The following is a 21,007-nucleotide window of genomic DNA, read 5'->3' as shown; positions in this document are numbered from 1 at the left end:
ATAATTTTTGCATCTTATCATCCGGAGGGTGCCGGTGCGACTGAGCAGCTTCTCCGACTACAGCCTGCGCGTACTGATGTACCTCGGCATCCATGCCGAGCGGCTGGCAACCATCGGTGAAATCGCCGAGGCCTACGACATTTCCGCCAACCACCTGACCAAGGTGGTGAATCACCTTGGTCGGCTGGCCTATATCGAAACGGTGCGCGGCAAAGGCGGCGGCATCCGGCTGGCGCGGCCGGCGGCCGGGATCCGGCTCGGCGAACTGATCCGGCAGACGGAAAACGACTGGGCGCTGGTCGAGTGCTTCGCCAGCGACGGCCATTGCCGGATCATGCCGGCCTGCCGCCTGCCGGCCATCCTCGACGAAGCGCTGGCGGCGATGCTGGCGGTGCTCGACCGCTATACGCTGGCTGACCTGCTGCACCACCCTGCCGAACTGGGCCGGATGATTCCGCTGCCCGAGCCAGCGCCCTGATCTTGCCAGCGCCAGCGAATGGCGGCATTGTGGCAGGCGTGTTTTCAAGGAGCCTGATTGATGGAACGCTTCACCATTTCGCTGGATGACTCGCTCGCCCGGCAGTTCGACGAACTGATTGCTGCCCGCGGCTACGTCAATCGTTCCGAAGCCGTCCGCGACCTGATTCGTGGCGCGATCGAGCACGATCGCCAGCGCGGCAAGCCGGCCGGTCAGTGCGTGGCCAATCTGTCCTATGTCTACGATCACCACGAGCGCGAGCTGTCGGAGCGCCTGACCCGCCTGCAGCATGACCACCACGACCTGACCGTGGCGGCCATGCACGCCCACCTGGACCACGACAACTGCCTGGAAACGGTCATTCTCAAGGGGGCGACGGCCGACGTCCGGCAATTTGCCGATGCCCTGATCGCCGAGCGCGGCGTGCGCCACGGCCATCTCAACCTGGTGGCGCTGGAGGCCGAATACCACCACGCCCACGACGCCCATGGCAGCGACCATGTCCACTACCGCCCCACCCGCTGAATTCGCCGGCGGCGGCGAGCAGGCCTGGATCGAAGTGATCCAGAAGATGGACGAGGTCTATAACGACCTCCTCCAGTATGAAGTTGCCCTCGAAGAAAAGAATGCCGCGCTCGAAGAGTCGCACCAGTTCATCGAGAGCGTGCTCGCCTCGATGTCCGACATCCTGATCGTCTGCGATCGCAACGGCGGTATCGAAGAGGTCAATCCCTCGCTCTGCCACTTCGCCGGCAAAAGCATGGAAGAGCTGGCGCATACGCCGGTCTTCGACCTGTTCGCCGATGAGGTCGAGCGCGCCCGCGCCCGCGACCTGTTTGCCCGCTACGCCCGCGAAGGCGTGCACGATTGCGAATTCTTCCTGCGTGCCGGTGACGGTTCGACGGTGCCGGTGTCGATGAACTGCACGCCGCGCGTGTCGCAGACCGGCAAGCTGATGGGCGTGGTGGTTACCGGCCGGCCAGTCGGCGAACTGCGCAAGGCCTACCATGCCTTGCGTCAGGCGCACGACGATCTGAAGCGCACGCAAAGCCAACTGCTGCATGCTGAGAAGATGGTTTCGCTGGGCCGGCTGGTGGCCGGCGTCGCCCACGAACTGAACAATCCGATCAGCTTCGTGCTTGGTAACGTGCTCTCGCTGCAACGCTACGCCGGCCGTCTCGGCAGCTATATCGATGCAGTGCACGCCGGCGAACTCGCCAGCCTGCCCGAACTGCGCCGGGAACTCCGCATCGACCGCATCCTGGCCGACATGCCGCACTTGATCGACGGCATGATCGAAGGCGCCGAGCGCACCCGCGACATCGTCGACGCACTCAAGCGCTTTTCTGCCGTCGACCGTGCGGCACCCGAGGAAGTCGACGTCAACGAGGTGGTCGAGCGCGCCGTCCGCTGGGTCAGCCAGAGCGCGGCCGGCAAGTTCGCGGTCGACATCGACCTGCCGCCCGGCCTGCGCTGTCGCGGCTCGTCCGGTCAACTGCAGCAGGTGGCGATGAACCTCGTCCAGAACGCCTGTGACGCCACCGCCGGCCAGGCCGATGCGCAGTTGCTGGTCACCGGGCAGGTCGCCGACGGGAAACTGGAGCTGCGTTTCCTCGACAATGGTCCCGGCATCCCCGAGGCCAACCTGGCGCAGTTGTTCGAACCCTTCTTCACCACCAAGCCGGTCGGCCAGGGCACCGGCCTTGGCCTGTCGATCAGCTACGGCATCGCCGAACGCCACGGTGGCCACCTGCGCGCCGCCAACCGCCCGGAAGGTGGGGCGGAATTCACGCTGACACTGCCAGTGGAAAGTTGCTGACCACTTGGCGTCCAGCGTAGAAGCGTAAATCGAATACGCACAATGACTTATGGCGCGGGCACGGATTTTGTATGAAGATAGTAAATATTTTCATACAAGGCTTGCCCGGTCATGCGTGCTCCGCTGCTTTTCCTGTTGTTGTGTTGCTCCTCGTTCGCCTGGGCGCATGATCTCTGGCTGGAACCCGATGGCAACGAACTGGTGTTGCTCCAGGGCCACCGTCATTCCGCCCATGCCGGCGCCGAGACCGTCCCCTACGATGCGGCGCGGGTGGTCGGCGCGCGTTGCCTTGACGGCGAAGGCCGACAGCGGGCGCTGACCGTTCCGCCAAGCTCGCCGGTGCGCCTGCCGGGTGGCTGCGCCGTGCTGCAGGCACAGTATGTTTCCGGCTACTGGACGAAGACGGCCTGGGAAACCAAGAACGTGCCGAAAACCGGGATGAGCGGCGTGCTCCGTAGCTGGCATGCGGCCGAGTCGGTGAAGCGTATCGGCCGCTGGCTGCCGGCGGCCGGCCAGCCGCTCGGGCAGGGCCTGGAAATCACGCCGCTGCGCGATCCGCTGACGCTGGCCAGTGGCGACAAATTGAGCTTGCTGGTCACCGACGACGGCCAGCCGGTCGCCGCTCTGCCGGTCGCCTATGGCGACGATACGCGCGGCGTCACCGGTGCCGATGGGCGGATTGCGATCCGTCTGCGCCATGCTGGCGTGCAACTGATTTCGACGACGCTGGAGACGCCGCTCACCGACGGCAAGGCCGACCGCTCGCTACGCAGCGCGACGCTGCAGTTCGAGATTGCCCGATGAGGCGCCTACTTGTGGTTTGGCTGCTGCTTGCTGGCACGGCGACGGCGCATGAGGTCCAGGTCAATACCGCTGGCGCGACGGCCACCGTGGTCACGCTGCGCTACGCCGACGCTCAGCCCTTTGCCTTCGAGGCCTACGAGCTTTATCCGGCCGGTAGCGAGACGCCCGCGCAGGTTGGCCGGACCGATGTCGCCGGTCGGGTGGTGTTCATTGCCGATACACCGGGTGAGTGGCGACTGAAAGCCTGGTCGGAAGACGGTCATGGGGTCGACCGGCAGATTTCGGCAATTTCCGGCGAACTCGCGGTGACACCGCCGCTTGCCGAAACGCCGCGGACGGCACTGTGGCTCGGCGGTCTGGGAACGATTTTCGGCCTGTTCGGGCTGTGGCAGCTTTACCTGGGGAGGAAAAAACGATGAACACAGCCGTCTTGCGCGCCGGGGCCTTGCTGGCGGCCGCTTTTGCCCAGCCGGCACTGGCGCACCACGGTGTTGCCGGCGTGGGGGCCGCCGGTCTGCAAGGGCCGGGGGCACCGATCGAGTCGGCGTCTTCGTCGCTGTTGCCGGCAGGGGCGATGCTGGCTTACCTGAAAGTGGATGAGGCACGCTTCAAGCAATACGATTGGGCGGCGCCGAATGCCGACTACGCCCGCTTTTCCATGCTCGGGCTGGGTTACGGCGTAACCCCGTGGTTTTCGGCCTACCTGTTCGTGCCGCATCATGCCAAGGTCGAGGCGTCGGGCGGGCTCGATTCGCGCGGTTGGGCCGATGCCTCGGTGATGGGACAGATCGGTTTTCGCTACGACCAGGACGGCTGGCAGCTGACGCCGGCCAATGAAAGCCTTGATGATCTGGAGGACTGGCATTTCAGCGTTTTTGCCGGCAGTACCTTGCCGACCGGCAGTGCCAATCACCGTCTGGCCGACGGCAGCATCGATGCAGGCAAATCGCTGGGCTTCGGCAAGCCGGCGTGGTCGCTTGGCGTGACTGCGAGCAAGATGCTCAGCCAGACGCTGACCCTGAATCTGGAAGCATCAACCTTTCGCTTTCAGCCTTATACCTACGCCAATGGCGAGCGGGTGCAGTTCGGTGCCGAGAACCGCCTCAACGCGGCGTTGTCCTGGCGGGCGCTGACCATGCCGGACAAGGCTTTCCGCCTTGATCCCGTGCTTGAAGTGCAATACCTGGCGCTCGGTCGCGACCGTGTCGATGGTGTCGGCGAGGCAGGTACCGGTGGACGCATGCTATATGTGATGCCCGGGGTGCGTGCCTACTGGCACAATGCCAGCTTCGCGCTTGGCATCAAGAAGCCGGTGTGGACCCGGCTCAACGAATCGAATACGCAGCAGGGTGCCGAGGGTAAGGAAAAATACCGTCTGATCTTCTCCACTTCGCTGACGTTCTGACCCTGATCGATGCATATTCCCGACGGATTCCTGTCGCCGCAGACCTGGTTGCCCGCCTGGGGCGTGGCGGCGGCTGCCTGGGCCTGGGCCGGCCGCGGGCTGGTCGGACGGCTCGACGAGACGCTGGTGCCGCGTCTGGCCATGCTGACGGCGCTGGCCTACGCGCTTGGCCTGATCATGCTGCCGCTGCCCGGCGGGACCTCCGGGCATGCGCTCGGGGTGGCGGTGCTGGCGCTGGTGTTCGGTGTGCGCCTTGCGTTTCTCGCTTACAGCGGCGTGCTGCTGCTGCAGGCGCTGCTGTTCGGCGCCGGCGGCATTACCGCGCTGGGTGTTAATGCGCTGGCCCTGGGCCTGGTCGGGGCCTTGGTGGCGGTTGGTTTGTATCGCTCGCTGGCGCGTTTCAATGAGGACGTCGCGGTGGTGGTGGCCGCTTTCGTTTCGCTGCAGGTCTCTGCCTTGATCGTTGCCCTGGTACTCGGCCTGCAGCCGACCATAGCCCGGCGCGACGACGGCACCCCGCTGTTCTTCCCGCTCGGCCCGGAAATCACCGTGCCGGCCGTGCTCTTGCCGCATCTGCTGATCGGTGTCGGCGAGGCGGCGCTGACCTTGTTCGTCTGGCGTCTGGCACGGCGCAAAGGCTGGGTCGCCGCATGAATCGCGCCCGCCTCTGGCTCGCCGGTTATGCCGGTGCCGTGCTGGCAATCAGCTTCATCCACGAGCCGTCGTGGCTGGCGTTCGGGCTGCTGGCCGCCCTGCTGGCGGCGGGGGCGTCACGCTGGTCGCTGCTGAAACGCGCGGTGTTTGCCTTGCTGCTGTTCAACGCCAGCGTCAGCCTGGCCTATGCGCTGCTCGCCGCCTGGCGGGCGCAGCCGGTGTGGGCGCCCTTGCTGTTGATCAACCTGCGGGTGCTGCTGCTGGTCTATCTGGGGTTCTGGGTGGTCGAGCGCGTGCGCCTGCTCGATGCCCTGCGCGGTTGGCCGTTGTTGTCCATGGTGGCGACACTGACGCTCGGCCAGGTGGTTGTTTACCGGCGCCTGCTCGACGATTTCCGGGCGGCGTTTCGCAGCCGCAATCCGCTGCCGCCAAAGCCGACGACCTTGCTCCGCCATGCCGGAGTGCAGGGTGGCGCCTTGATGGAAAAGGCTTTGCACGGCGCCGAACAATCGGCGCAGGCGATGCGCTCACGCGGGAGTTTCGATGGCTGACCCATTGCTGGAATTTAATGGGGTCGCCTACGCCTGGCCCGACGGCCGGTCGGTCTTCGCCGACCTGAGTTTCCGTATCGAAGTCGGTGAGAAGGTGGTGCTGCTCGGGCCGAACGGAGCCGGCAAGTCGACGCTGCTGCGCCTGGTCAACGGACTGCTGCAGCCGACACAGGGCACGATTGCCTGGCAGGGGCGCATGCTGTCCAAGGATCTGCTGAGGCAACGCGATTTTGCCCGCCGTTTCCGTCAGGACAACGTGCTCTTGTTCCAGCACCCGGAGGCGATGCTGTTCAATCCGACGGTGCGCGAGGAAATTGCCTACGGGCCCCGGCAACTCGGCTTGTCCGATGGCGATCAGCGGGTGGCACGCTGGGCCGCTGAACTGGGCCTGTCGGCCTTGCTTGACGAGGCGCCGTTCGCCTTGTCCGGCGGCCAGAAGCAGAAAGTCGCGCTGGCCTGCTTGCTGGCGCTCGATCCTTCCTTCCTGGCGCTCGACGAGCCGAGCGCATCGCTGGATCCGGCGACGGTCGGCTGGTTGATCGATACCCTGCTCGAATCGGGACGCACCGTGCTGGTCAGCACGCACAACCTCAGTCTGGCGGCCGAGCTGGGCGAGCGTGCGCTGATCCTGAATGGCGAAGGCCGCCTGTGTTACGACGGGCCGCTGACGGCTGCGCTGCAGGACCTTGAACTACTGAAGGCGGCCGGACTGGCGCATCGTCACCGGCATCGGCACGGGGGGCAGGCACATGCCCATCTGCACGTACACGACTGGGAGTCGTCCTGAGTTTTGCTGACGAGTGGAAAAATCCACCGGTCTAAGCAATAATTCATAATTACGAAACCCGTGCGGGGTTTTTTGGAGTAACCTGCAGGGTTTTCCCTAACACGTTTGCCGAGGAATTTCCGTGGAAAAGGATTTGCGCGAAGCCGCACTGGAATATCACCGCTGGCCCACCCCGGGCAAGATTTCCGTTCGCCCGACCAAGGGCCTGACCAACCAGCGCGATCTGGCGCTGGCCTACTCGCCAGGCGTCGCTGCTGCCTGTGACGCCATCGTCGAGGACGAATCGACTGCCGCGTTGTACACCTCGCGCGCCAATCTGGTCGGTGTCGTCACCAACGGTACCGCCGTGCTCGGCTTGGGCAACATCGGCCCGCTGGCCTCGAAGCCGGTCATGGAAGGCAAGGGCTGCCTGTTCAAGAAGTTCGCCGGTATCGACGTGTTCGACATCGAGCTGGCCGAGAACGACCCGGACAAGCTGATCGACATGATCGCCGCGCTTGAGCCAACGCTCGGCGGCATCAACCTCGAAGACATCAAGGCGCCGGAGTGCTTCTACATCGAGCAGAAGCTGAAGGAGCGGATGAATATCCCCGTCTTCCACGACGACCAGCACGGCACCGCGATCATTTCCGCCGCCGCCATGCTCAACGGTCTCAAGGTGGTCGGCAAGAAGATCGAAGAGATCAAGGTGGTCGTTTCCGGCGCCGGCGCCGCCGCCATCTCCTGCGTGAACCTGTGGTGCGATCTTGGCGTCAAGCGCGAGAACATCACCATCTGCGACTCCAAGGGCGTCATCTACGTCGGCCGTCCGGGCGGCATGGACGAAACCAAGGCCCGCTACGCCCAGGAGACCGACAAGCGCACGCTGGCCGATGCCATGGTCGGCGCCGACGTCTTCCTCGGTCTGTCGGCGGCCGGTGTGGTCAACCAGGACATGGTCAAGAGCATGGCCGAGAAGCCCATGGTCTTCGCGCTGGCCAATCCGACCCCGGAAATCATGCCGGAGCTGGTCAAGGAAGTCCGCCCGGAGGCGATCATCGCCACCGGCCGTTCCGACTATGTGAACCAGGTCAACAACGTCCTCTGCTTCCCCTTCATCTTCCGCGGTGCGCTCGACGTCGGCGCCACCCGCATCACCGAAGAAATGAAGATGGCCTCGGTGCGTGCCATCGCCGAACTGGCCGAAGCCGAAGTCACCGATGAAGTGGCCATGGCCTACCCCGGCCACGACCTGACCTTCGGCCCGGAATACCTGATTCCCAAGCCTTTCGACCCGCGCCTGATCGTCAAGATCGCGCCGGCCGTCGCCCAGGCCGCCATCGACTCCGGCGTCGCCACCCGGCCGATCACCGACTGGGCCGCTTATCGTGCCAAGCTGTCGGAATTCGTTTATCACACCGGCGTCGGCATGCGCGCCATCTTCCAGGCCGCACGGCAGGCCCAGGGCAAGCGCATCATCTACGCCGAGGGCGAAGATGAGCGCGTGTTGCGTGCCGTTCAAGTGGTGATCGAGGAAAAATTCGCCCGTCCGATCCTGATCGGTCGCCCCGACATCATTGCGCTGCGCCTCGAGAAGGCCAATCTGCGGATCAAGCCGGGTGTCGATTTCGACGTCGTCAATCCGGAATCCGACGAGCGTTACCGTGAGTGCTGGACCGCCTATCACAAGCTGATGGTGCGTCGTGGCGTCACTCCGGCGATCGCCAAGGAAACCCTGCGCCGCAAGCCGACGGTGATCGGCGCCATGCTGCTCAAGCTCGGCTACGCCGACGGCCTGATCTGCGGCATGACCGGCCAGTACAGCCATCACCTCGGCGTGATCAGCCAGATCATCGGCAAGCGCAGCGGCGTCAATACGCTGGCAGCGATGAACTACCTGATGTTGCCGGGGCGCTCGCTGTTCATCTGCGATACCCACGTTAACGAAAATCCGACGGCCGAGGAAATCGCCGAGATGACGCTGATGGCCGCCGAGCAGGTCAAGCGCTTCGGTAGTCACCCGAAGGCGGCTCTGTTGTCGCACTCCAACTTCGGTTCTGGCAGTTCGGAATCGGCGCGCAAGATGAGCGTTGCCGCCGGGTTGGTGTCGGCGATGTCGGCCGGCGAACTGGAAGTCGACGGCGAAATGCACGGCGATTCGGCGCTGAGCGAAGACGTCCGCCGCGAGGCCAACCCGGATTCGCCGCTCAAGGGCGAAGCCAACCTGCTGGTCATGCCCAACATCGACGCCGCCAACATCTCCTACAATCTGTTGAAGATGACCGCCGGCGAAGGCGTGACCATCGGCCCCATCCTGCTCGGCGCAGCCCGTCCGGTGCATGTGCTGACCTCGACGGCGACCGTTCGCCGCCTGGTCAACATGACGGCGCTGGCCGTCGTCGAATCGATGGAGCGCTGAGCCTTTTCTGGCCCAGCCAAGCAAAAGCCCCGCTCAGGCGGGGCTTTTTTCATTTTCCGTCGAGCAGTTTGAGCAAGTCGGTGACTACCGGTTCGATCGCGGCATTTTCCGGAATCGCCAGGCGCAACTGACCCTTGGGGTCGATCAGGTAGGCGCCGGCGCTGTGGTCGATGACATAGCCCATGCCGCCTTCGACTTCCTTCTTGCTGTAAATCACCTTGAACTGGGTGGCAACTTCGGCGATCTGCTGTTCCGTGCCGGAAAGGCCAAGGAAGGCTGGGTTGAACCATTTGACGTAGGTGTCGGTGCGCTCGGGGGTGTCGCGTTCCGGATCGACCGAGATGAACACCAGTTGCAGGCGTTCGGCGTCCTTGCTGCGCAGGTTGCGGATCAGGCTGGCGTACTTGCGCAGGGTGCTCGGGCAGATGTCCGGGCAACTGGTGTAGCCGAAGAAAACCAGCACGGCCTTGCCATGAAAGTCCTGCAGGCTGCGCGCCTGGCCGGTGCCGTCGAACAGCGTGCCGGCCGGGAAGATGTTGCCTGCCGACAGATCGGTGTGATTGAAACGGGTGTCGCCGCCGCCACAGGCAGCGAGGGCGGTTGCGGCGAGCAGGCCGATGAAGGTGCGTCTAATCATGAGGATAGGCTTTCCAGCAGTTTGTCGTGAATGCCACCGAAACCACCGTTGCTCATGATGAGCACATGGTCGCCGGGGCGGGCGGCGGCAGCGATGGCGCTGACCAGGGTGTCGAGTTGATCGTGAACGCAGGCGCGTTTACCCATCGGGGCGAGCGCGGCACGGGCATCCCAGCCCAGGTTGCCAGCGTAACAGAAGGCGGCGTCGACTTCGCGCAGGCTGTCGGGCAACTGCGATTTCATGGTGCCCAGCTTCATGGTGTTGGAGCGTGGTTCGAGTACAGCCAGGATGCGCGCGGCGCCAACCTTGCGGCGCAGCCCGGCAACGGTGGTGGCGATGGCTGTCGGGTGGTGGGCGAAATCGTCGTAAACGGTGATGCCCCGGACCACGCCGCGAACCTCCATGCGACGTTTGACGTTGCCGAAGCGGCTGAGCGCTTCCAGGCCCTTGGCGAACGGCACGCCGACATGACGCGCGGCAAGCAACGCGGCGCAGGCGTTGGCGCGATTGTGTTCGCCGGTCAGTTGCCAGGCGGTACGGCCAATCTCGCCATCGCGGCCGAGCAGGATCAATTCGCCGTCGGCGTCATTGCCGGCCGTGCGGTAGCCCTGGCTGTCGTTGAAACCTTCGACCGGCGTCCAGCAGCCGCGTGCCAGCACGCGTTCGAGGCTGGCTTCGGCGGCATTGGCAACGATTAGCCCGGATTGCGGCAGGGTGCGCACCAGATGATGGAATTGTGTTTCGATGGCGGCAAGATCGGCGAAGATGTCTGCGTGATCGTATTCCAGGTTGTTCAGGATGGCGGTCCGGGGGCGGTAGTGGATGAATTTCGACCGCTTGTCGCAGAAAGCGGTGTCGTATTCGTCGGCCTCGATGACGAAGAACGGGGTGTCGCCGAGGCGGGCCGAGACGCCGAAGTTCAGCGGCACGCCGCCGATCAGGAAGCCCGGGCTCATGCCGGCGTCCTCGAGTATCCAGGCCAGCATCGCGCTGGTCGTCGTTTTGCCGTGGGTGCCGGCGACGCCCAGCACCCAGCGTCCCTGCAGGACGTTCTCGGCCAGCCACTGCGGGCCGGAAACGTAAGGCAGGCCGCGATCGAGGATGGCTTCGAGCAGCGGATTGCCGCGCGAGATGGCGTTGCCGATCACGAAAATATCCGGGTTCAGTGCCAGTTGGTCGGCCGAGAAACCTTCGGTGAGGGCGATGCCGGCCTGCTGCAACTGGTCGCTCATGGGCGGGTACACGTTGGCGTCGCAGCCGGTGACGCGGTGCCCCGAGGCTGCTGCCAGCTGGGCGATCCCGCCCATGAAGGTGCCGCAGATGCCGAGAATGTGAATGTGCATGTCACGTACTGTGGTTAGAATGAAAGCGATTTTACCCTGAGCGAGACATCATGCCCCGCCATGAAAGGCTGAAAACCGGGTCCAGTACCCGGGCCAGCATTGCCGCAGCCGCTGCCCGCCTGATGGCCGAGGACGGAATCAGCGATTTTCATCACGCCAAGAAAAAGGCGGCGCGCCAGTTGGGGCTTCCCGAGCATGTCGCGTTTCCCGACAATGCCGAGGTCGAGGCCGAATTGCGCGCCTATCGCAGTCTCTACCAGGGCGAGCAACACGCCGAGATGCTGCAGGCCATGCGCCAGACGGCGCTGGAATTGCTCGAGCTGCTGCACGCCTTCAATCCCTTCCTGACCGGCTCGGTGCTCGACGGCACGGCTGGCGAACATTCGCACATCGACATCCTGCTGTTTGCCGATAGCGCCAAGGAGGTCGAGATCTTCCTGCTCAACCGCGGGGTCGATGTCAGCCATGTGGAGCCGCGCAGCGATAAGGTCGAGGCCGTGCTGCGCATCGAGACCGATACGGTGGATGCCAATCTGGTGATCCTGCCGCCGCATCTCGAGCGGGTCAGTCTCAAGCACCGCGACGGGCGGCCGCGCGAGCGCATCCGGGCGGCCGAGCTGGCTGATCTGCTGAGCGAGTAGACTGGACAAATTGCGGCGATTTGCGGCAAACTTGCCGCCATGACGAAGCGAAAAACTGCTTCCAAGCCGGCGGAAAAGGCTCGCATCCTGGTGGTGCATGGGCCCAATCTCAACCTGCTTGGGACGCGCGAACCCGAGCACTACGGTCGCATCACCCTGGCCGACATCAACCTGACACTGGCGTGTCTGGCGGATAGTGTCGGGGTCGAGCTGGAAGCCTTCCAGAGCAATCACGAAGGCGCGCTGATCGAGCGCATCCACGCGGCCCGCGAGCAGGGCGTCCGCGCCATCATCATCAACCCGGCTGCCTATACGCACACCAGCGTCGCCCTGCGCGACGCGCTGGCGGCAGTCGCCATCCCCTTTGTCGAGGTGCATCTGTCGAACGTGCATGCCCGCGAACCTTTCCGGCATCACTCGTATTTCTCCGACCTGGCCGTCGGCGTCATCTGCGGCCTCGGCCACGAGGGCTATCGCCTGGCCCTCGAATACCTTCTCAACAAGATCAATCTGGATCAATAGCGACAATTGTCGTGATCATGCGCCCAAAATGCGCGAAAAATTAGGGAGTCATCATGGATCTGCGCAAGCTGAAGAAACTTATCGACCTCGTCCAGGAGTCCGGCATCTCCGAACTGGAAGTCACCGAAGGTGAGGAGAAGGTCCGTATCGCCAAGCATTTCGGCGCCGTTGCTGCGCCGATGCAATACGCCATGCCGGCCGCCATGCCCGCGGCAGCCGCGGCGCCGGCTGTTTCCTCGGTCAACCTCGATGACGAAGATGACGTGCCGGAAGGCCACGTCGTCAAGTCGCCCATGGTTGGTACCTTCTACCGCTCGCCGTCGCCCGGCGCCGACGCTTTTGTCCAGGTCGGCAGCGTCGTCAAGAAGGGCGATACGCTGTGCATCATCGAAGCGATGAAGCTGCTCAACGAAATCGAGTCCGACGCCGATGGCACGGTCAAGGCCATCCTGCTCGACAACGGCGAGCCGGTCGAATTTGGCGAGCCCCTGTTTGTGATCGGCTGATCATGGCAATGTTCGAAAAAATCCTGATCGCGAACCGCGGGGAAATTGCCCTGCGGATTCAGCGCGCCTGTCGCGAGCTGGGCATCAAGACCGTGGTCGTGCACTCCGAGGCCGACCGCGAGGCCAAGTACGTCAAGCTGGCCGACGAGTCGGTGTGCATTGGTCCGGCAGCGTCGGCGCAAAGCTATCTGAACGTGCCGGCGATCATCTCGGCGGCTGAAGTGACCGATGCCCAGGCGATCCACCCGGGCTACGGTTTCCTTTCCGAGAATGCCGACTTCGCCGAGCGGGTCGAGACTTCGGGTTTCGTCTTCATCGGCCCGCGCGCCGAAACCATCCGTCTGATGGGCGACAAGGTGTCGGCCAAGGACGCCATGAAGGCTGCTGGCGTGCCCTGTGTGCCTGGCTCCGAAGGCGCGTTGCCGGACGATCCCAAGGAAGTCGTCAAGATCGCCCGCGAGATCGGCTACCCGGTAATCATCAAGGCGGCTGGTGGCGGCGGCGGTCGCGGCATGCGCGTGGTGCATACCGAGGCGGCGCTGGTCAATGCGGTGGCGATGACCCGTCAGGAAGCCGGCCAGTTCTTCGGCAATCCCGCGGTGTACATGGAAAAATTCCTGGAAAATCCGCGCCACGTCGAAATTCAGGTGTTGGCCGACGAATACAAGAACGCCATCTATCTCGGCGAGCGTGACTGCTCGATGCAGCGTCGCCACCAGAAGGTGATCGAAGAGGCGCCGGCGCCGCATATTCCGGCTCGCCTGATCAGCCGCATCGGTGAGCGTTGCGCCGAAGCCTGCCGCAAGATCGGTTACCGCGGTGCGGGTACCTTCGAGTTCCTCTACGAGGACGGCGAGTTCTACTTCATCGAGATGAACACCCGCGTCCAGGTCGAGCATCCGGTCACCGAAATGATCACTGGCGTCGATATTGTTCAGGAACAGATCCGCGTCGCTGCGGGTGAGAAGCTGCGTTATCGCCAGAAGGACATCGAGTTCCGCGGGCATGCGATCGAATGCCGCATCAACGCCGAAGATCCCTTCACGTTCGTGCCATCTCCCGGCAAGATCGAGTTTTATCACCCGCCTGGCGGTCCCGGCATCCGCGTCGATTCGCACATCTACCAAGGCTATCGCGTGCCGTCGCACTACGATTCCATGGTCGCCAAGGTCATTGCTTATGGCGATACCCGCGAGCAGGCCATCCGCCGCATGCGCATCGCGCTGTCCGAGATGAGCATCCAGGGCATCAAGACCAACATCGCCCTGCACCAGGAACTGATGCTTGACGCCCGTTTCAACGAGGGCGGCACCAGCATCCATTACCTGGAGCACAAGCTGGCCGACAAGAGCGAGGTCAAGCAGTAAGCATGGCCTGGCAAAACGTCAGTTTCCTGACCGATGCGGCCAGTGCCGAGCCGGTCTGCGACGCCCTGCTCGAGCTCGGCGCGCTGTCGGCGAGCATCGAGGATGCCGATGCCGGCACGCCCGACGAGCAGCCGCAGTTCGGCGAACCCGGTTCGGTGACCACGCCGGGCTGGGCGCATTCGCGTGTCGTCGCCTTGTTCGAGCCGGACGCCGATGTTGCTGCGATGCTTGCCGAGGCCGCTGATCAGGCCGGCCTGGAAGCTGTCCCGGCATTCACTGCTGAGCCGGTCGAGGAACAGAACTGGGTGCAGTTGACCCAGGCGCAGTTCGATCCGATCCGTGTTTCCGGTCGCCTGTGGATCGTCCCGTCCTGGCATGAATCGCCGGACCCGTCGGCGATCAACCTGGTGCTCGACCCGGGCATGGCCTTCGGCACCGGTTCGCACCCGACCACCCGGCTGTGTCTGGAGTGGCTGGAGCGCACCATCACCGGCGGCGAATCGCTGCTCGACTACGGCTGCGGTTCCGGCATCCTCGCCATTGCCGCTGCCAAGCTTGGTGCGGCGGCGGTCGCCGGCGTCGATATCGACCCACAGGCGGTCGAGGCAGCCAATGCCAACGCGGCCAGCAATGATGTCGTTGCCCGTTTCGCCGACTCGGCAGAGGCGCTGGCAGGCGAGTATGATGTCGTCGTGGCCAATATCCTCTCGAATCCGCTGCGTGTCCTGGCGCCCGCCATCTGTGCACATGTCCGTGCCGGTGGCCGGCTGGCCCTGTCCGGCATCCTGCGCGAACAGGCCGAGGAAATCATCGCCGTCTACGCGCCGTGGATTCCGCTGCAGGTGGCCGATATGCGCGAGGACTGGGTATGTCTGGCCGGGGTCAAGCCCTGACCCGCACCCGTTGCCCGGCGTGTGGCACGGTTTTCCGTGTCACCTCCGAGCAATTACGCCTGAAGGCCGGCAAGGTTCGTTGCGGTCATTGTCAGACCGTTTTCAACGCCTTCGATCATTTGCAGATGGAGGAACCGCAGCCAGCGGAAGCGGTGGCGGCGGTTCCCGAGCCGGAATTCAGCGCAGCCAGCTTGCCGGAGACGGTAACGGCGCCGGTCGAGGCTATCCCCGAGGATCTGCCGCTGCCCGCCCGCGAGCCGGAAACGTCGTCCGTCATTCCGGAGATGCCAGAGATTTCCGAAACCGCCGAGGAATCCCCGCTGCCGCCCGAAGAAGTTGCCGCTGCCGAGCCGGAGCCGGTCGAGGCCCTGCCCGAACCTGTGCCGGAGACTCCTGAAGAAACCACCCAGGCTGCGCGTGAGGCCGGTCTGGTAGCGGTTCGTGAGCTGGCTGACAGCAATGCCTATAACCGCTGGTCGGCCGGCCCCCTGGCCAGCGATGGCCTGGGTGGCTTCGACGATGCCGCCCAGAAATCGCCTGCCTGGCCCTATGTTGTGGTTTTCCTGCTTGCCCTGCTGGCGCTGTGCGTCCAGCTGGCCCTGCATTACCGGACCGAAATCGTCCAGCGCGTGCCGGCCGTGGCCGATGGCTATGCCGCCTTGGGGATCGATGTGCCGCTACCGCGCGATGTTGCGCTGGTCTCGATCGAGACCTCCGATCTGCAGGCCGATGCGGCCCGCGGCCTGTTCGTGCTGAACGCCACCCTGAAGAACCGGGCGCTGCATGCCCAGGCCTGGCCCAGTCTTGAACTGACGCTGACCGACATCAACGACCGGGTCGTTGCCCGACGGGTCATCGACGCCCCGGACTACCTCCCCGCCGGGGTATCCGCCGACGCCTTCCCGGCCAATGCCGAAACCGCCGTTCGCCTGTGGATCGAGGCTTCGGACATCGGCGCCACCGGCTATCGCCTCTACATTTTCTATCCCTGACCGACAACATGACGACACTGATCTGCGGCTCGCTGGCCTTCGACAACATCATGGTCTTCCCGGACCGCTTCAAGAATCACATCCTGCCCGAGCAGATCCACATCCTCAACGTCGCCTTCCTGGTCCCGGAAATGCGTCGCGAGTACGGCGGTTGTGCCGGCAACATCGCCTACAACCTGATGCTGCTCGGCGGCGACGCGAGCATCATGGCCACCGTCGGTGACGACGCCGCGCCCTATCTTGCCCGCCTCGACCAACTCGGTCTGACGCGCCGCCATGTGCGTCAGGTGCCGGGGAGTTTCACCGCCCAGGCCTTCATCACCACCGATCTCGACGACAACCAGATCACCGCCTTCCACCCTGGCGCGATGGCTTTCTCGCACCTGAACAAGGTCGAGCAGGCTGGCGCCAAGCTTGGTATCGTTGCTCCCGATGGCCGTGAAGGCATGCTCCAGCACGCCCGTGATTTCGCCGCCGCCGGGGTGCCCTTCATCTTCGATCCGGGCCAGGGTCTGCCGATGTTCGACGGCGACGACCTGATGGATTTCCTGCGCCTGGCCGATTACGCCTGCTTCAACGATTACGAGGCTAGGCTGGCGTGCGACCGCACTGGCCGCAGCCTCGAACAGCTGGCACAGGAGGTCAAGGCACTGATCGTCACCCGTGGCGGTGAAGGTTCGGAAATCCATGCCGACGGTCAGCGCTACGAGATTCCCTGTGTGGCACCAGACGCCATCGTCGATCCGACGGGCTGTGGCGACGCCTACCGCGCCGGTCTGCTGTACGGCATCGCCAATGGTTGGGACTGGCCGACGACCGGTCGTCTGGCATCGGTCATGGGCTCGATCAAGATCGCCCATCGTGGCGGCCAGAATCACCAGCCAAGCCGTGAGGAAATTGGTGAACGCTATCGCCAGGCCTTCGGTTGCGCCCTGCCCGGACAAGGCTGAAACCCTGCTGTAATGCAAGAGCAATAGGCGTGTAACACGCCTGTTCCATCCTGTTCTCCAGAAACACAAGGAGAACAAGATGGAACTCATGCACAAGTCGGCGGCCCGCGTCCGCCCGGAAAAACGCAACCTGGCGGTGGGTTTTGCCCGCAGCGCCAGCGACATTCTCGAAGCCCAGCGCCTGCGTTACCGTGTTTTCGCCGGTGAAATGGGCGCCAATCTGCCCAGCCGCACGCCGGGCGTCGATCACGACATCTACGACCCGTACTGCGAGCACCTGGTCGTGCGCGATACGCAGAACGGCGACATCGTCGGCACCTACCGCATCCTGCCGCCGGAAAACGCTCGCCTGGTCGGTTACTACTCGGAAAACGAATTCGACCTGACCCGTCTCCAGCACCTGCGTTCGCGCATGGTCGAGATCGGTCGTTCCTGCGTCCATCCCGACTACCGCACCGGCGCCACGATCACCCTGCTGTGGTCCGGGCTGGCGCAGTACATGCTGGAACACGGCCACGACTACCTGATCGGTTGCGCCTCGATCAGCATGGCCGACGGCGGTCATGCCGCGGCCAGTCTGTATAATCGTCTCGCTGCCGACCACCTCGGACCGCAGGAGTATCGCGTCTTCCCGCGCTGCCCGCTGCCGCTGGCGGCCCTGCAGCAGGATCGCCCGGCCGAAGTGCCGCCACTGATCAAGGGCTACCTGCGCGCCGGGGCCTGGATCTGCGGTGAACCGGCCTGGGATCCCGATTTCAATACCGCCGATCTGCCCATCCTGATGCCGATGGCCAAGGTCGCCGGTCGTTACGCCAAGCATTACCTGGGGCAGGCAGACTGAAAGAAACTACGACCATCGTCCGCGCCTTCCGGCTGTTCCGGCTTTTTCTGCTGGTGCTCACCGGGGCGCTGGTTGCACTGACCGTTTTCCGCATCTGCGGCGACCGGCGCCGGCTGCTGCTCAAGCAAAGCTGGTCGGCGGCCGTGCTCGACGCGCTGGGCATCGAACTGGAAGCCGACCTGACGCATCTGGCGCCGGGGGTATTGCTGGTTGCCAATCACGTTTCCTGGGTCGATATCTTCGTCATCAATGCGGCCGTGCCGGCGGCCTTCGTGTCCAAGGAAGAAGTGCGGCGCTGGCCGGTGATCGGCTGGCTGGCCTGGAAAAACGACACCGTTTTCCTGCGTCGTGGCAGCCGTGGCCACGCCCGCGTCATCAACGAGGAAATCGCCGGCATTCTCGGTCAGGGCAAGGTCGTTGCGGTATTCCCCGAAGGAACGACGACCGACGGCCGTAGTCTGCTGCATTTCCACGCGGCCTTGCTGCAACCGGCGCTGGCAGCCGGGCGGCCGGTGTTGCCGGCGGCGATTTCCTACTGGGAGCTGAACGGCGAACGCAGCCTGGCGCCACGTTACGACGGCGATATCTCACTGGGTGAGTGCACGACCGCCATGCTCAAGCGTCGGCGCATCATCGCCCGCCTGGTGACGACGCCGCTGCGTGGCCTGCAGGGCGAGGAGCGCAAGCAGGTCGCAGCCGAGGCGCGCGAGGCTATCGCTTTAGCGGCTGGACTTCCGCTGGCGAACAATCCACCTGAAATACCCGCCGGTCTTCGAGGCGAACTGCCGTCAGGTGTCCGCCCCACAGACAGCCTGAATCAAGCGCCAGCTGATTCTGCGTGATGCGCAGGCCCAGCGCCGACCAATGGCCGGTGACGAGAATGCTGCCGGCGCTCTTGCGATCGGGCACATCGAACCACGGTAAATAGCCGGCCGGCGCATTGGCCAGCTTGCCCTTGACCTTGAATTCCATCAGCCCTTTCTTGGTGCAGAAGCGCATCCGGGTCATCGCGTTGACGATCACGCGCAGCCGCGCCCAGCCCTTCAGGTCGTCGTCCCAGGCGGCCGGTTCGCTGCCCCAGAGATTGCGGACAAACTCCGGATAATCCTTGCCCTGCAGTTTGGCTTCGACTTCGCGGGCCAGTTCGCGGGCGTATTTTGCCGACCATTGCGGCAGCAGGCCGGCATGGACCAGGCAGTAATCGCCTTCGACATGGCACAGGGGCTGACGGCGCAGCCAGTCCAGCAATTCGTCGCGGTCCGGCGCGTTGAGCACATCGTCGAGGGTGTCGTCCTTGCCCCGGAACTTGGCGCCACCCTCGGCGACCATCAGCAGGTAGAGATCGTGATTGCCGAGGACGGTGATCGCCGAGTCGCCGAAGGACTTGATCAGACGCAGGGTTTCCAGCGACTTCGGGCCGCGATTGACCAGGTCGCCGACCAGCCACAGGCGGTCCTTGGTCGGGTCGAAGGCGCAGGCTGCGAGCAGATTCTGTAGCGAATCGAAACAGCCCTGGATATCGCCGATGGCGTAAGTGGCCATTTACTCCACCGTCACCGATTTGGCCAGGTTGCGCGGTTTGTCCACATCCGTTCCCTTGACCAGAGCCGCGTGGTAGGACAGCAGTTGCAGCGGAATGACGTGCAGGATGGGCGACAGCAGGCCGTAATGTTCCGGCAGGCGCAGCATGTGCACGCCTTCCGACTCGGGGATTTCCGAGTCGGCGTCGGCAAACACATAGAGTTCGCCGCCACGGGCGCGGACTTCCTGCAGGTTGGACTTGAGCTTTTCCAGCAGGTCGTCGGCCGGCGCTACCGAAATCACCGGCATGTTGGCATCGACCAGCGCCAGCGGGCCATGCTTGAGTTCTCCAGCCGGGTAGGCTTCGGCGTGGATGTAGGAAATTTCCTTGAGTTTCAGTGCACCTTCGAGGGCGATCGGGTAGTGGCGGCCGCGTCCGAGGAAGAGTGCGTGCTGCTTGTCGGCAAACCGGCGGGCCCAGACGGTGATCTCATCCTCCAGCGTCAGCACTTTATTGACTGCGACCGGCAGGTGGCGCAACTGGTCGATATAGGCGCTTTCCTGATCGGCGCCGAGCTGGCCGCGCACCTTGGCGACCACCAGGGTGAGCAGGAACAGTGCCGCCAGCTGGGTGGTGAAGGCCTTGGTCGAGGCGACGCCGATTTCCGGGCCGGCGCGGGTAATGAAACGCAGCGCCGATTCGCGGACGATGGCCGATTCCGGTACGTTGCAGATGGCCAGGGTTTTGGTCTGGCCGAGCGACTTGGCGTGGCGCAGTGCGGCCAGCGTGTCGGCGGTCTCGCCGGATTGCGAGATGGCGACGATCAGTTGCCGCGGATTGGGCACGGAGGTGCGATAACGGTATTCGCTGGCGATTTCGACGGTACAGGGAACGCCGGCGACCGCTTCCAGCCAGTAGCGGGCGGTCATCCCGGAATGGGCGCTGGTGCCGCAGGCAAGAATCAGAATGTGGTCGACATCGTTCAATAAAGTGGCGGCTTCGGCGCCGAAAATGCCGGGTTGTATGGTTTTGCTGCCACCGACGATTTCCAGGGTGTTGGCCAGCGCTTCCGGTTGCTCGAAGATTTCCTTCTGCATGTAGTGGCGGAAGTTGCCGAGTTCGACGGCTGCGGCGGAAAGTTCGGAAACATGCACCGGGCGCTCGACCGGGGTGCCGTCAAGGCGCTCGATGCGGACGCCGTCGCGGCTCAGTTCGGCGATGTCGCCGTTTTCCAGATAGACCATCTTGCGGGTGACCTGGAGCAGTGCCGAGGCGTCGGATGCCGCGTAGTTGCCGTCGTCGCCGAGGCCGAGCAGGAGCGGCGAGCCTTCGCGGGAGACGATGACGCGGCCGGGCTGACTATGGTCAATGACGGCGATGGCGTAGGCGCCGACCAGTCTCCTGCAGGCGGCCTGTACCGCGCGGAACAGGTCGCGGTCGCTCTTGAGCAGTTGGTCGACCAGGTGGGCGATGGTCTCGGTATCGGTATCCGAAGTGAACACGTAGCCTTGCGCCGTCAGTTCGCTGCGCAGGCTTTCGTAATTCTCGATGATGCCGTTATGGACGACGGCGATGCTGCCGGAAACATGCGGGTGGGCGTTGCGTTCCGAGGGCACGCCGTGGGTCGCCCAGCGGGTATGGGCAATGCCGGTCGGCGATGCGGTATCGGCCGAGGCGCTTTCCAGTTCGGCAACGCGCCCGACCGAACGCACCCGCTCGATCCGGTCGGCGCCGATGACGGCCAGGCCGGCCGAGTCGTAGCCGCGGTATTCGAGTTTTTTCAGCCCCTCGACGAGGATGGGAACGATGTTCTTGTCGGCGGCTGCCGCGACGATGCCACACATGGTTGATGGTTTCTTGACCTGAAGCGCATATTTTAACGCAAGCCTTCTCCTTG

The 21,007-nt window shown here is 64.1% G+C and carries 22 protein-coding genes and 1 pseudogene; 19 read left to right on the top strand and 4 right to left on the bottom strand.

Annotated features, from left to right (window positions below; all coding sequences use genetic code 11):
• Positions 1-34 precede the first annotated feature (34 nt).
• From G471_RS0101115 to G471_RS0101070, 10 genes are all read left to right on the top strand, one after another.
• The gene (locus G471_RS0101115) at positions 35-478 is read left to right on the top strand and encodes an Rrf2 family transcriptional regulator (protein WP_028993687.1); all 444 of its coding nucleotides are present in this window, start codon (positions 35-37) and stop codon (positions 476-478) included.
• A gap of 60 nt (positions 479-538) precedes the next feature.
• On the top strand, positions 539-1,003 hold the full coding sequence (gene nikR, locus G471_RS0101110; protein ID WP_028993686.1) for a nickel-responsive transcriptional regulator NikR: 465 nt from the start codon (positions 539-541) through the stop codon (positions 1,001-1,003).
• Positions 978-2,297 carry a PAS domain-containing sensor histidine kinase gene (locus tag G471_RS0101105; protein WP_028993685.1) on the top strand — a complete coding sequence of 440 codons (1,320 nt, stop codon included), beginning with the start codon at positions 978-980 and terminating at the stop codon, positions 2,295-2,297. Before nikR ends, G471_RS0101105 begins: the two co-directional genes overlap by 26 nt.
• Before the next feature lie 111 nt (positions 2,298-2,408).
• The gene (locus G471_RS18145) at positions 2,409-3,101 is read left to right on the top strand and encodes a DUF4198 domain-containing protein (RefSeq protein ID WP_028993684.1); all 693 of its coding nucleotides are present in this window, start codon (positions 2,409-2,411) and stop codon (positions 3,099-3,101) included.
• Positions 3,098-3,520: a hypothetical protein gene (locus G471_RS0101095; RefSeq protein ID WP_028993683.1), complete on the top strand. Its 423-nt coding sequence runs from the start codon at positions 3,098-3,100 to the stop codon at positions 3,518-3,520. The genes G471_RS18145 and G471_RS0101095 overlap by 4 nt, the downstream gene beginning before the upstream one ends.
• Positions 3,517-4,506, top strand: a complete 990-nt coding sequence (locus G471_RS0101090; RefSeq protein ID WP_028993682.1) for a hypothetical protein — start codon at positions 3,517-3,519, stop codon at positions 4,504-4,506. The genes G471_RS0101095 and G471_RS0101090 overlap by 4 nt, the downstream gene beginning before the upstream one ends.
• A gap of 9 nt (positions 4,507-4,515) precedes the next feature.
• Positions 4,516-5,160, top strand: coding sequence for an energy-coupling factor ABC transporter permease (locus G471_RS0101085; protein ID WP_028993681.1), 645 nt, complete (start codon positions 4,516-4,518; stop codon positions 5,158-5,160).
• Complete coding sequence (locus tag G471_RS0101080; protein ID WP_028993680.1) at positions 5,157-5,711, top strand: hypothetical protein; 555 nt, start codon at positions 5,157-5,159, stop codon at positions 5,709-5,711. Before G471_RS0101085 ends, G471_RS0101080 begins: the two co-directional genes overlap by 4 nt.
• Entirely contained in the window at positions 5,704-6,498 is a 795-nt protein-coding gene (locus G471_RS0101075) for an energy-coupling factor ABC transporter ATP-binding protein (protein ID WP_211226361.1), read from the top strand. Before G471_RS0101080 ends, G471_RS0101075 begins: the two co-directional genes overlap by 8 nt.
• Positions 6,499-6,619: 121 nt before the next feature.
• On the top strand, positions 6,620-8,896 hold the full coding sequence (locus G471_RS0101070; protein ID WP_028993678.1) for an NADP-dependent malic enzyme: 2,277 nt from the start codon (positions 6,620-6,622) through the stop codon (positions 8,894-8,896).
• Positions 8,897-8,945: 49 nt separating this feature from the next.
• Here G471_RS0101070 and G471_RS0101065 read toward each other — a convergent pair whose 3' ends face one another.
• Both G471_RS0101065 and mpl read right to left on the bottom strand, forming a co-directional pair.
• The gene (locus G471_RS0101065; RefSeq protein ID WP_028993677.1) at positions 8,946-9,533 is read right to left on the bottom strand and encodes an SCO family protein; all 588 of its coding nucleotides are present in this window, start codon (positions 9,531-9,533) and stop codon (positions 8,946-8,948) included.
• The gene (gene mpl, locus G471_RS0101060) at positions 9,530-10,876 is read right to left on the bottom strand and encodes a UDP-N-acetylmuramate:L-alanyl-gamma-D-glutamyl-meso-diaminopimelate ligase (protein WP_028993676.1); all 1,347 of its coding nucleotides are present in this window, start codon (positions 10,874-10,876) and stop codon (positions 9,530-9,532) included. The genes G471_RS0101065 and mpl overlap by 4 nt, the downstream gene beginning before the upstream one ends.
• A gap of 50 nt (positions 10,877-10,926) precedes the next feature.
• Here mpl and G471_RS0101055 point away from each other — a divergent pair, with 50 nt between their 5' ends.
• From G471_RS0101055 to G471_RS19420, 9 genes and pseudogenes are all read left to right on the top strand, one after another.
• Positions 10,927-11,517 (top strand): hypothetical protein, encoded by a 591-nt coding sequence (locus G471_RS0101055; RefSeq protein ID WP_028993675.1) that lies wholly within the window; start codon positions 10,927-10,929, stop codon positions 11,515-11,517.
• Between the two features lie 39 nt (positions 11,518-11,556).
• A complete protein-coding gene (gene aroQ, locus G471_RS0101050; RefSeq protein WP_028993674.1) occupies positions 11,557-12,039 on the top strand; it encodes a type II 3-dehydroquinate dehydratase in 483 nt (160 codons plus the stop codon).
• A gap of 53 nt (positions 12,040-12,092) precedes the next feature.
• On the top strand, positions 12,093-12,545 hold the full coding sequence (accB, locus tag G471_RS0101045) for an acetyl-CoA carboxylase biotin carboxyl carrier protein (protein ID WP_028993673.1): 453 nt from the start codon (positions 12,093-12,095) through the stop codon (positions 12,543-12,545).
• 8 nt (positions 12,546-12,553) lie between these two features.
• Entirely contained in the window at positions 12,554-13,912 is a 1,359-nt protein-coding gene (gene accC, locus G471_RS0101040; protein WP_028993672.1) for an acetyl-CoA carboxylase biotin carboxylase subunit, read from the top strand.
• A gap of 2 nt (positions 13,913-13,914) precedes the next feature.
• Complete coding sequence (prmA, locus tag G471_RS0101035; protein WP_028993671.1) at positions 13,915-14,805, top strand: 50S ribosomal protein L11 methyltransferase; 891 nt, start codon at positions 13,915-13,917, stop codon at positions 14,803-14,805.
• Positions 14,781-15,797 (top strand): DUF3426 domain-containing protein, encoded by a 1,017-nt coding sequence (locus tag G471_RS0101030; RefSeq protein ID WP_028993670.1) that lies wholly within the window; start codon positions 14,781-14,783, stop codon positions 15,795-15,797. The genes prmA and G471_RS0101030 overlap by 25 nt, the downstream gene beginning before the upstream one ends.
• A gap of 8 nt (positions 15,798-15,805) precedes the next feature.
• Positions 15,806-16,747 carry a carbohydrate kinase family protein gene (locus tag G471_RS0101025; protein WP_028993669.1) on the top strand — a complete coding sequence of 314 codons (942 nt, stop codon included), beginning with the start codon at positions 15,806-15,808 and terminating at the stop codon, positions 16,745-16,747.
• Between the two features lie 79 nt (positions 16,748-16,826).
• On the top strand, positions 16,827-17,588 hold the full coding sequence (locus G471_RS0101020) for a GNAT family N-acetyltransferase (RefSeq protein WP_043420581.1): 762 nt from the start codon (positions 16,827-16,829) through the stop codon (positions 17,586-17,588).
• 53 nt (positions 17,589-17,641) lie between these two features.
• Positions 17,642-18,109 (top strand): annotated as a pseudogene (locus tag G471_RS19420) (lysophospholipid acyltransferase family protein); the annotation flags it as partial.
• Between the two features lie 190 nt (positions 18,110-18,299).
• Here G471_RS19420 and G471_RS16325 read toward each other — a convergent pair.
• Together G471_RS16325 and glmS are read right to left on the bottom strand one after the other, a co-directional pair.
• Complete coding sequence (locus G471_RS16325; RefSeq protein ID WP_043420580.1) at positions 18,300-19,130, bottom strand: symmetrical bis(5'-nucleosyl)-tetraphosphatase; 831 nt, start codon at positions 19,128-19,130, stop codon at positions 18,300-18,302.
• Positions 19,131-20,954, bottom strand: coding sequence for a glutamine--fructose-6-phosphate transaminase (isomerizing) (gene glmS, locus G471_RS0101000; protein WP_028993666.1), 1,824 nt, complete (start codon positions 20,952-20,954; stop codon positions 19,131-19,133).
• Positions 20,955-21,007 lie beyond the last annotated feature (53 nt).

The organism is Azonexus hydrophilus DSM 23864, from assembly GCF_000429605.1.
Taxonomy (GTDB): Bacteria; Pseudomonadota; Gammaproteobacteria; order Burkholderiales; family Rhodocyclaceae; genus Azonexus; species Azonexus hydrophilus.
This window is presented reverse-complemented; position numbering and strand designations above follow the sequence as displayed.

Excerpts from the sequence above, each read along its gene's own strand:
- G471_RS0101090 (WP_028993682.1), top strand. The coding sequence starts at position 3,517 with ATGAACACAGCCGTCTTGCGCGCCGGGGCCTTGCTGGCGGCCGCTTTT.
- G471_RS0101055 (WP_028993675.1), top strand. The coding sequence starts at position 10,927 with ATGCCCCGCCATGAAAGGCTGAAAACCGGGTCCAGTACCCGGGCCAGC.
- G471_RS0101020 (WP_043420581.1), top strand. The coding sequence starts at position 16,827 with ATGGAACTCATGCACAAGTCGGCGGCCCGCGTCCGCCCGGAAAAACGC.
- G471_RS18145 (WP_028993684.1), top strand. The coding sequence starts at position 2,409 with ATGCGTGCTCCGCTGCTTTTCCTGTTGTTGTGTTGCTCCTCGTTCGCC.
- accC (WP_028993672.1), top strand. The coding sequence starts at position 12,554 with ATGTTCGAAAAAATCCTGATCGCGAACCGCGGGGAAATTGCCCTGCGG.
- accB (WP_028993673.1), top strand. The coding sequence starts at position 12,093 with ATGGATCTGCGCAAGCTGAAGAAACTTATCGACCTCGTCCAGGAGTCC.
- G471_RS0101075 (WP_211226361.1), top strand. The coding sequence starts at position 5,704 with ATGGCTGACCCATTGCTGGAATTTAATGGGGTCGCCTACGCCTGGCCC.
- G471_RS0101065 (WP_028993677.1), bottom strand. The coding sequence starts at position 9,533 with ATGATTAGACGCACCTTCATCGGCCTGCTCGCCGCAACCGCCCTCGCT.
- G471_RS0101025 (WP_028993669.1), top strand. The coding sequence starts at position 15,806 with ATGACGACACTGATCTGCGGCTCGCTGGCCTTCGACAACATCATGGTC.
- nikR (WP_028993686.1), top strand. The coding sequence starts at position 539 with ATGGAACGCTTCACCATTTCGCTGGATGACTCGCTCGCCCGGCAGTTC.
- glmS (WP_028993666.1), bottom strand. The coding sequence starts at position 20,954 with ATGTGTGGCATCGTCGCGGCAGCCGCCGACAAGAACATCGTTCCCATC.
- G471_RS0101105 (WP_028993685.1), top strand. The coding sequence starts at position 978 with ATGTCCACTACCGCCCCACCCGCTGAATTCGCCGGCGGCGGCGAGCAG.
- G471_RS0101085 (WP_028993681.1), top strand. The coding sequence starts at position 4,516 with ATGCATATTCCCGACGGATTCCTGTCGCCGCAGACCTGGTTGCCCGCC.
- G471_RS16325 (WP_043420580.1), bottom strand. The coding sequence starts at position 19,130 with ATGGCCACTTACGCCATCGGCGATATCCAGGGCTGTTTCGATTCGCTA.
- aroQ (WP_028993674.1), top strand. The coding sequence starts at position 11,557 with ATGACGAAGCGAAAAACTGCTTCCAAGCCGGCGGAAAAGGCTCGCATC.
- prmA (WP_028993671.1), top strand. The coding sequence starts at position 13,915 with ATGGCCTGGCAAAACGTCAGTTTCCTGACCGATGCGGCCAGTGCCGAG.
- G471_RS0101095 (WP_028993683.1), top strand. The coding sequence starts at position 3,098 with ATGAGGCGCCTACTTGTGGTTTGGCTGCTGCTTGCTGGCACGGCGACG.
- G471_RS0101030 (WP_028993670.1), top strand. The coding sequence starts at position 14,781 with ATGTCTGGCCGGGGTCAAGCCCTGACCCGCACCCGTTGCCCGGCGTGT.
- mpl (WP_028993676.1), bottom strand. The coding sequence starts at position 10,876 with ATGCACATTCACATTCTCGGCATCTGCGGCACCTTCATGGGCGGGATC.
- G471_RS0101080 (WP_028993680.1), top strand. The coding sequence starts at position 5,157 with ATGAATCGCGCCCGCCTCTGGCTCGCCGGTTATGCCGGTGCCGTGCTG.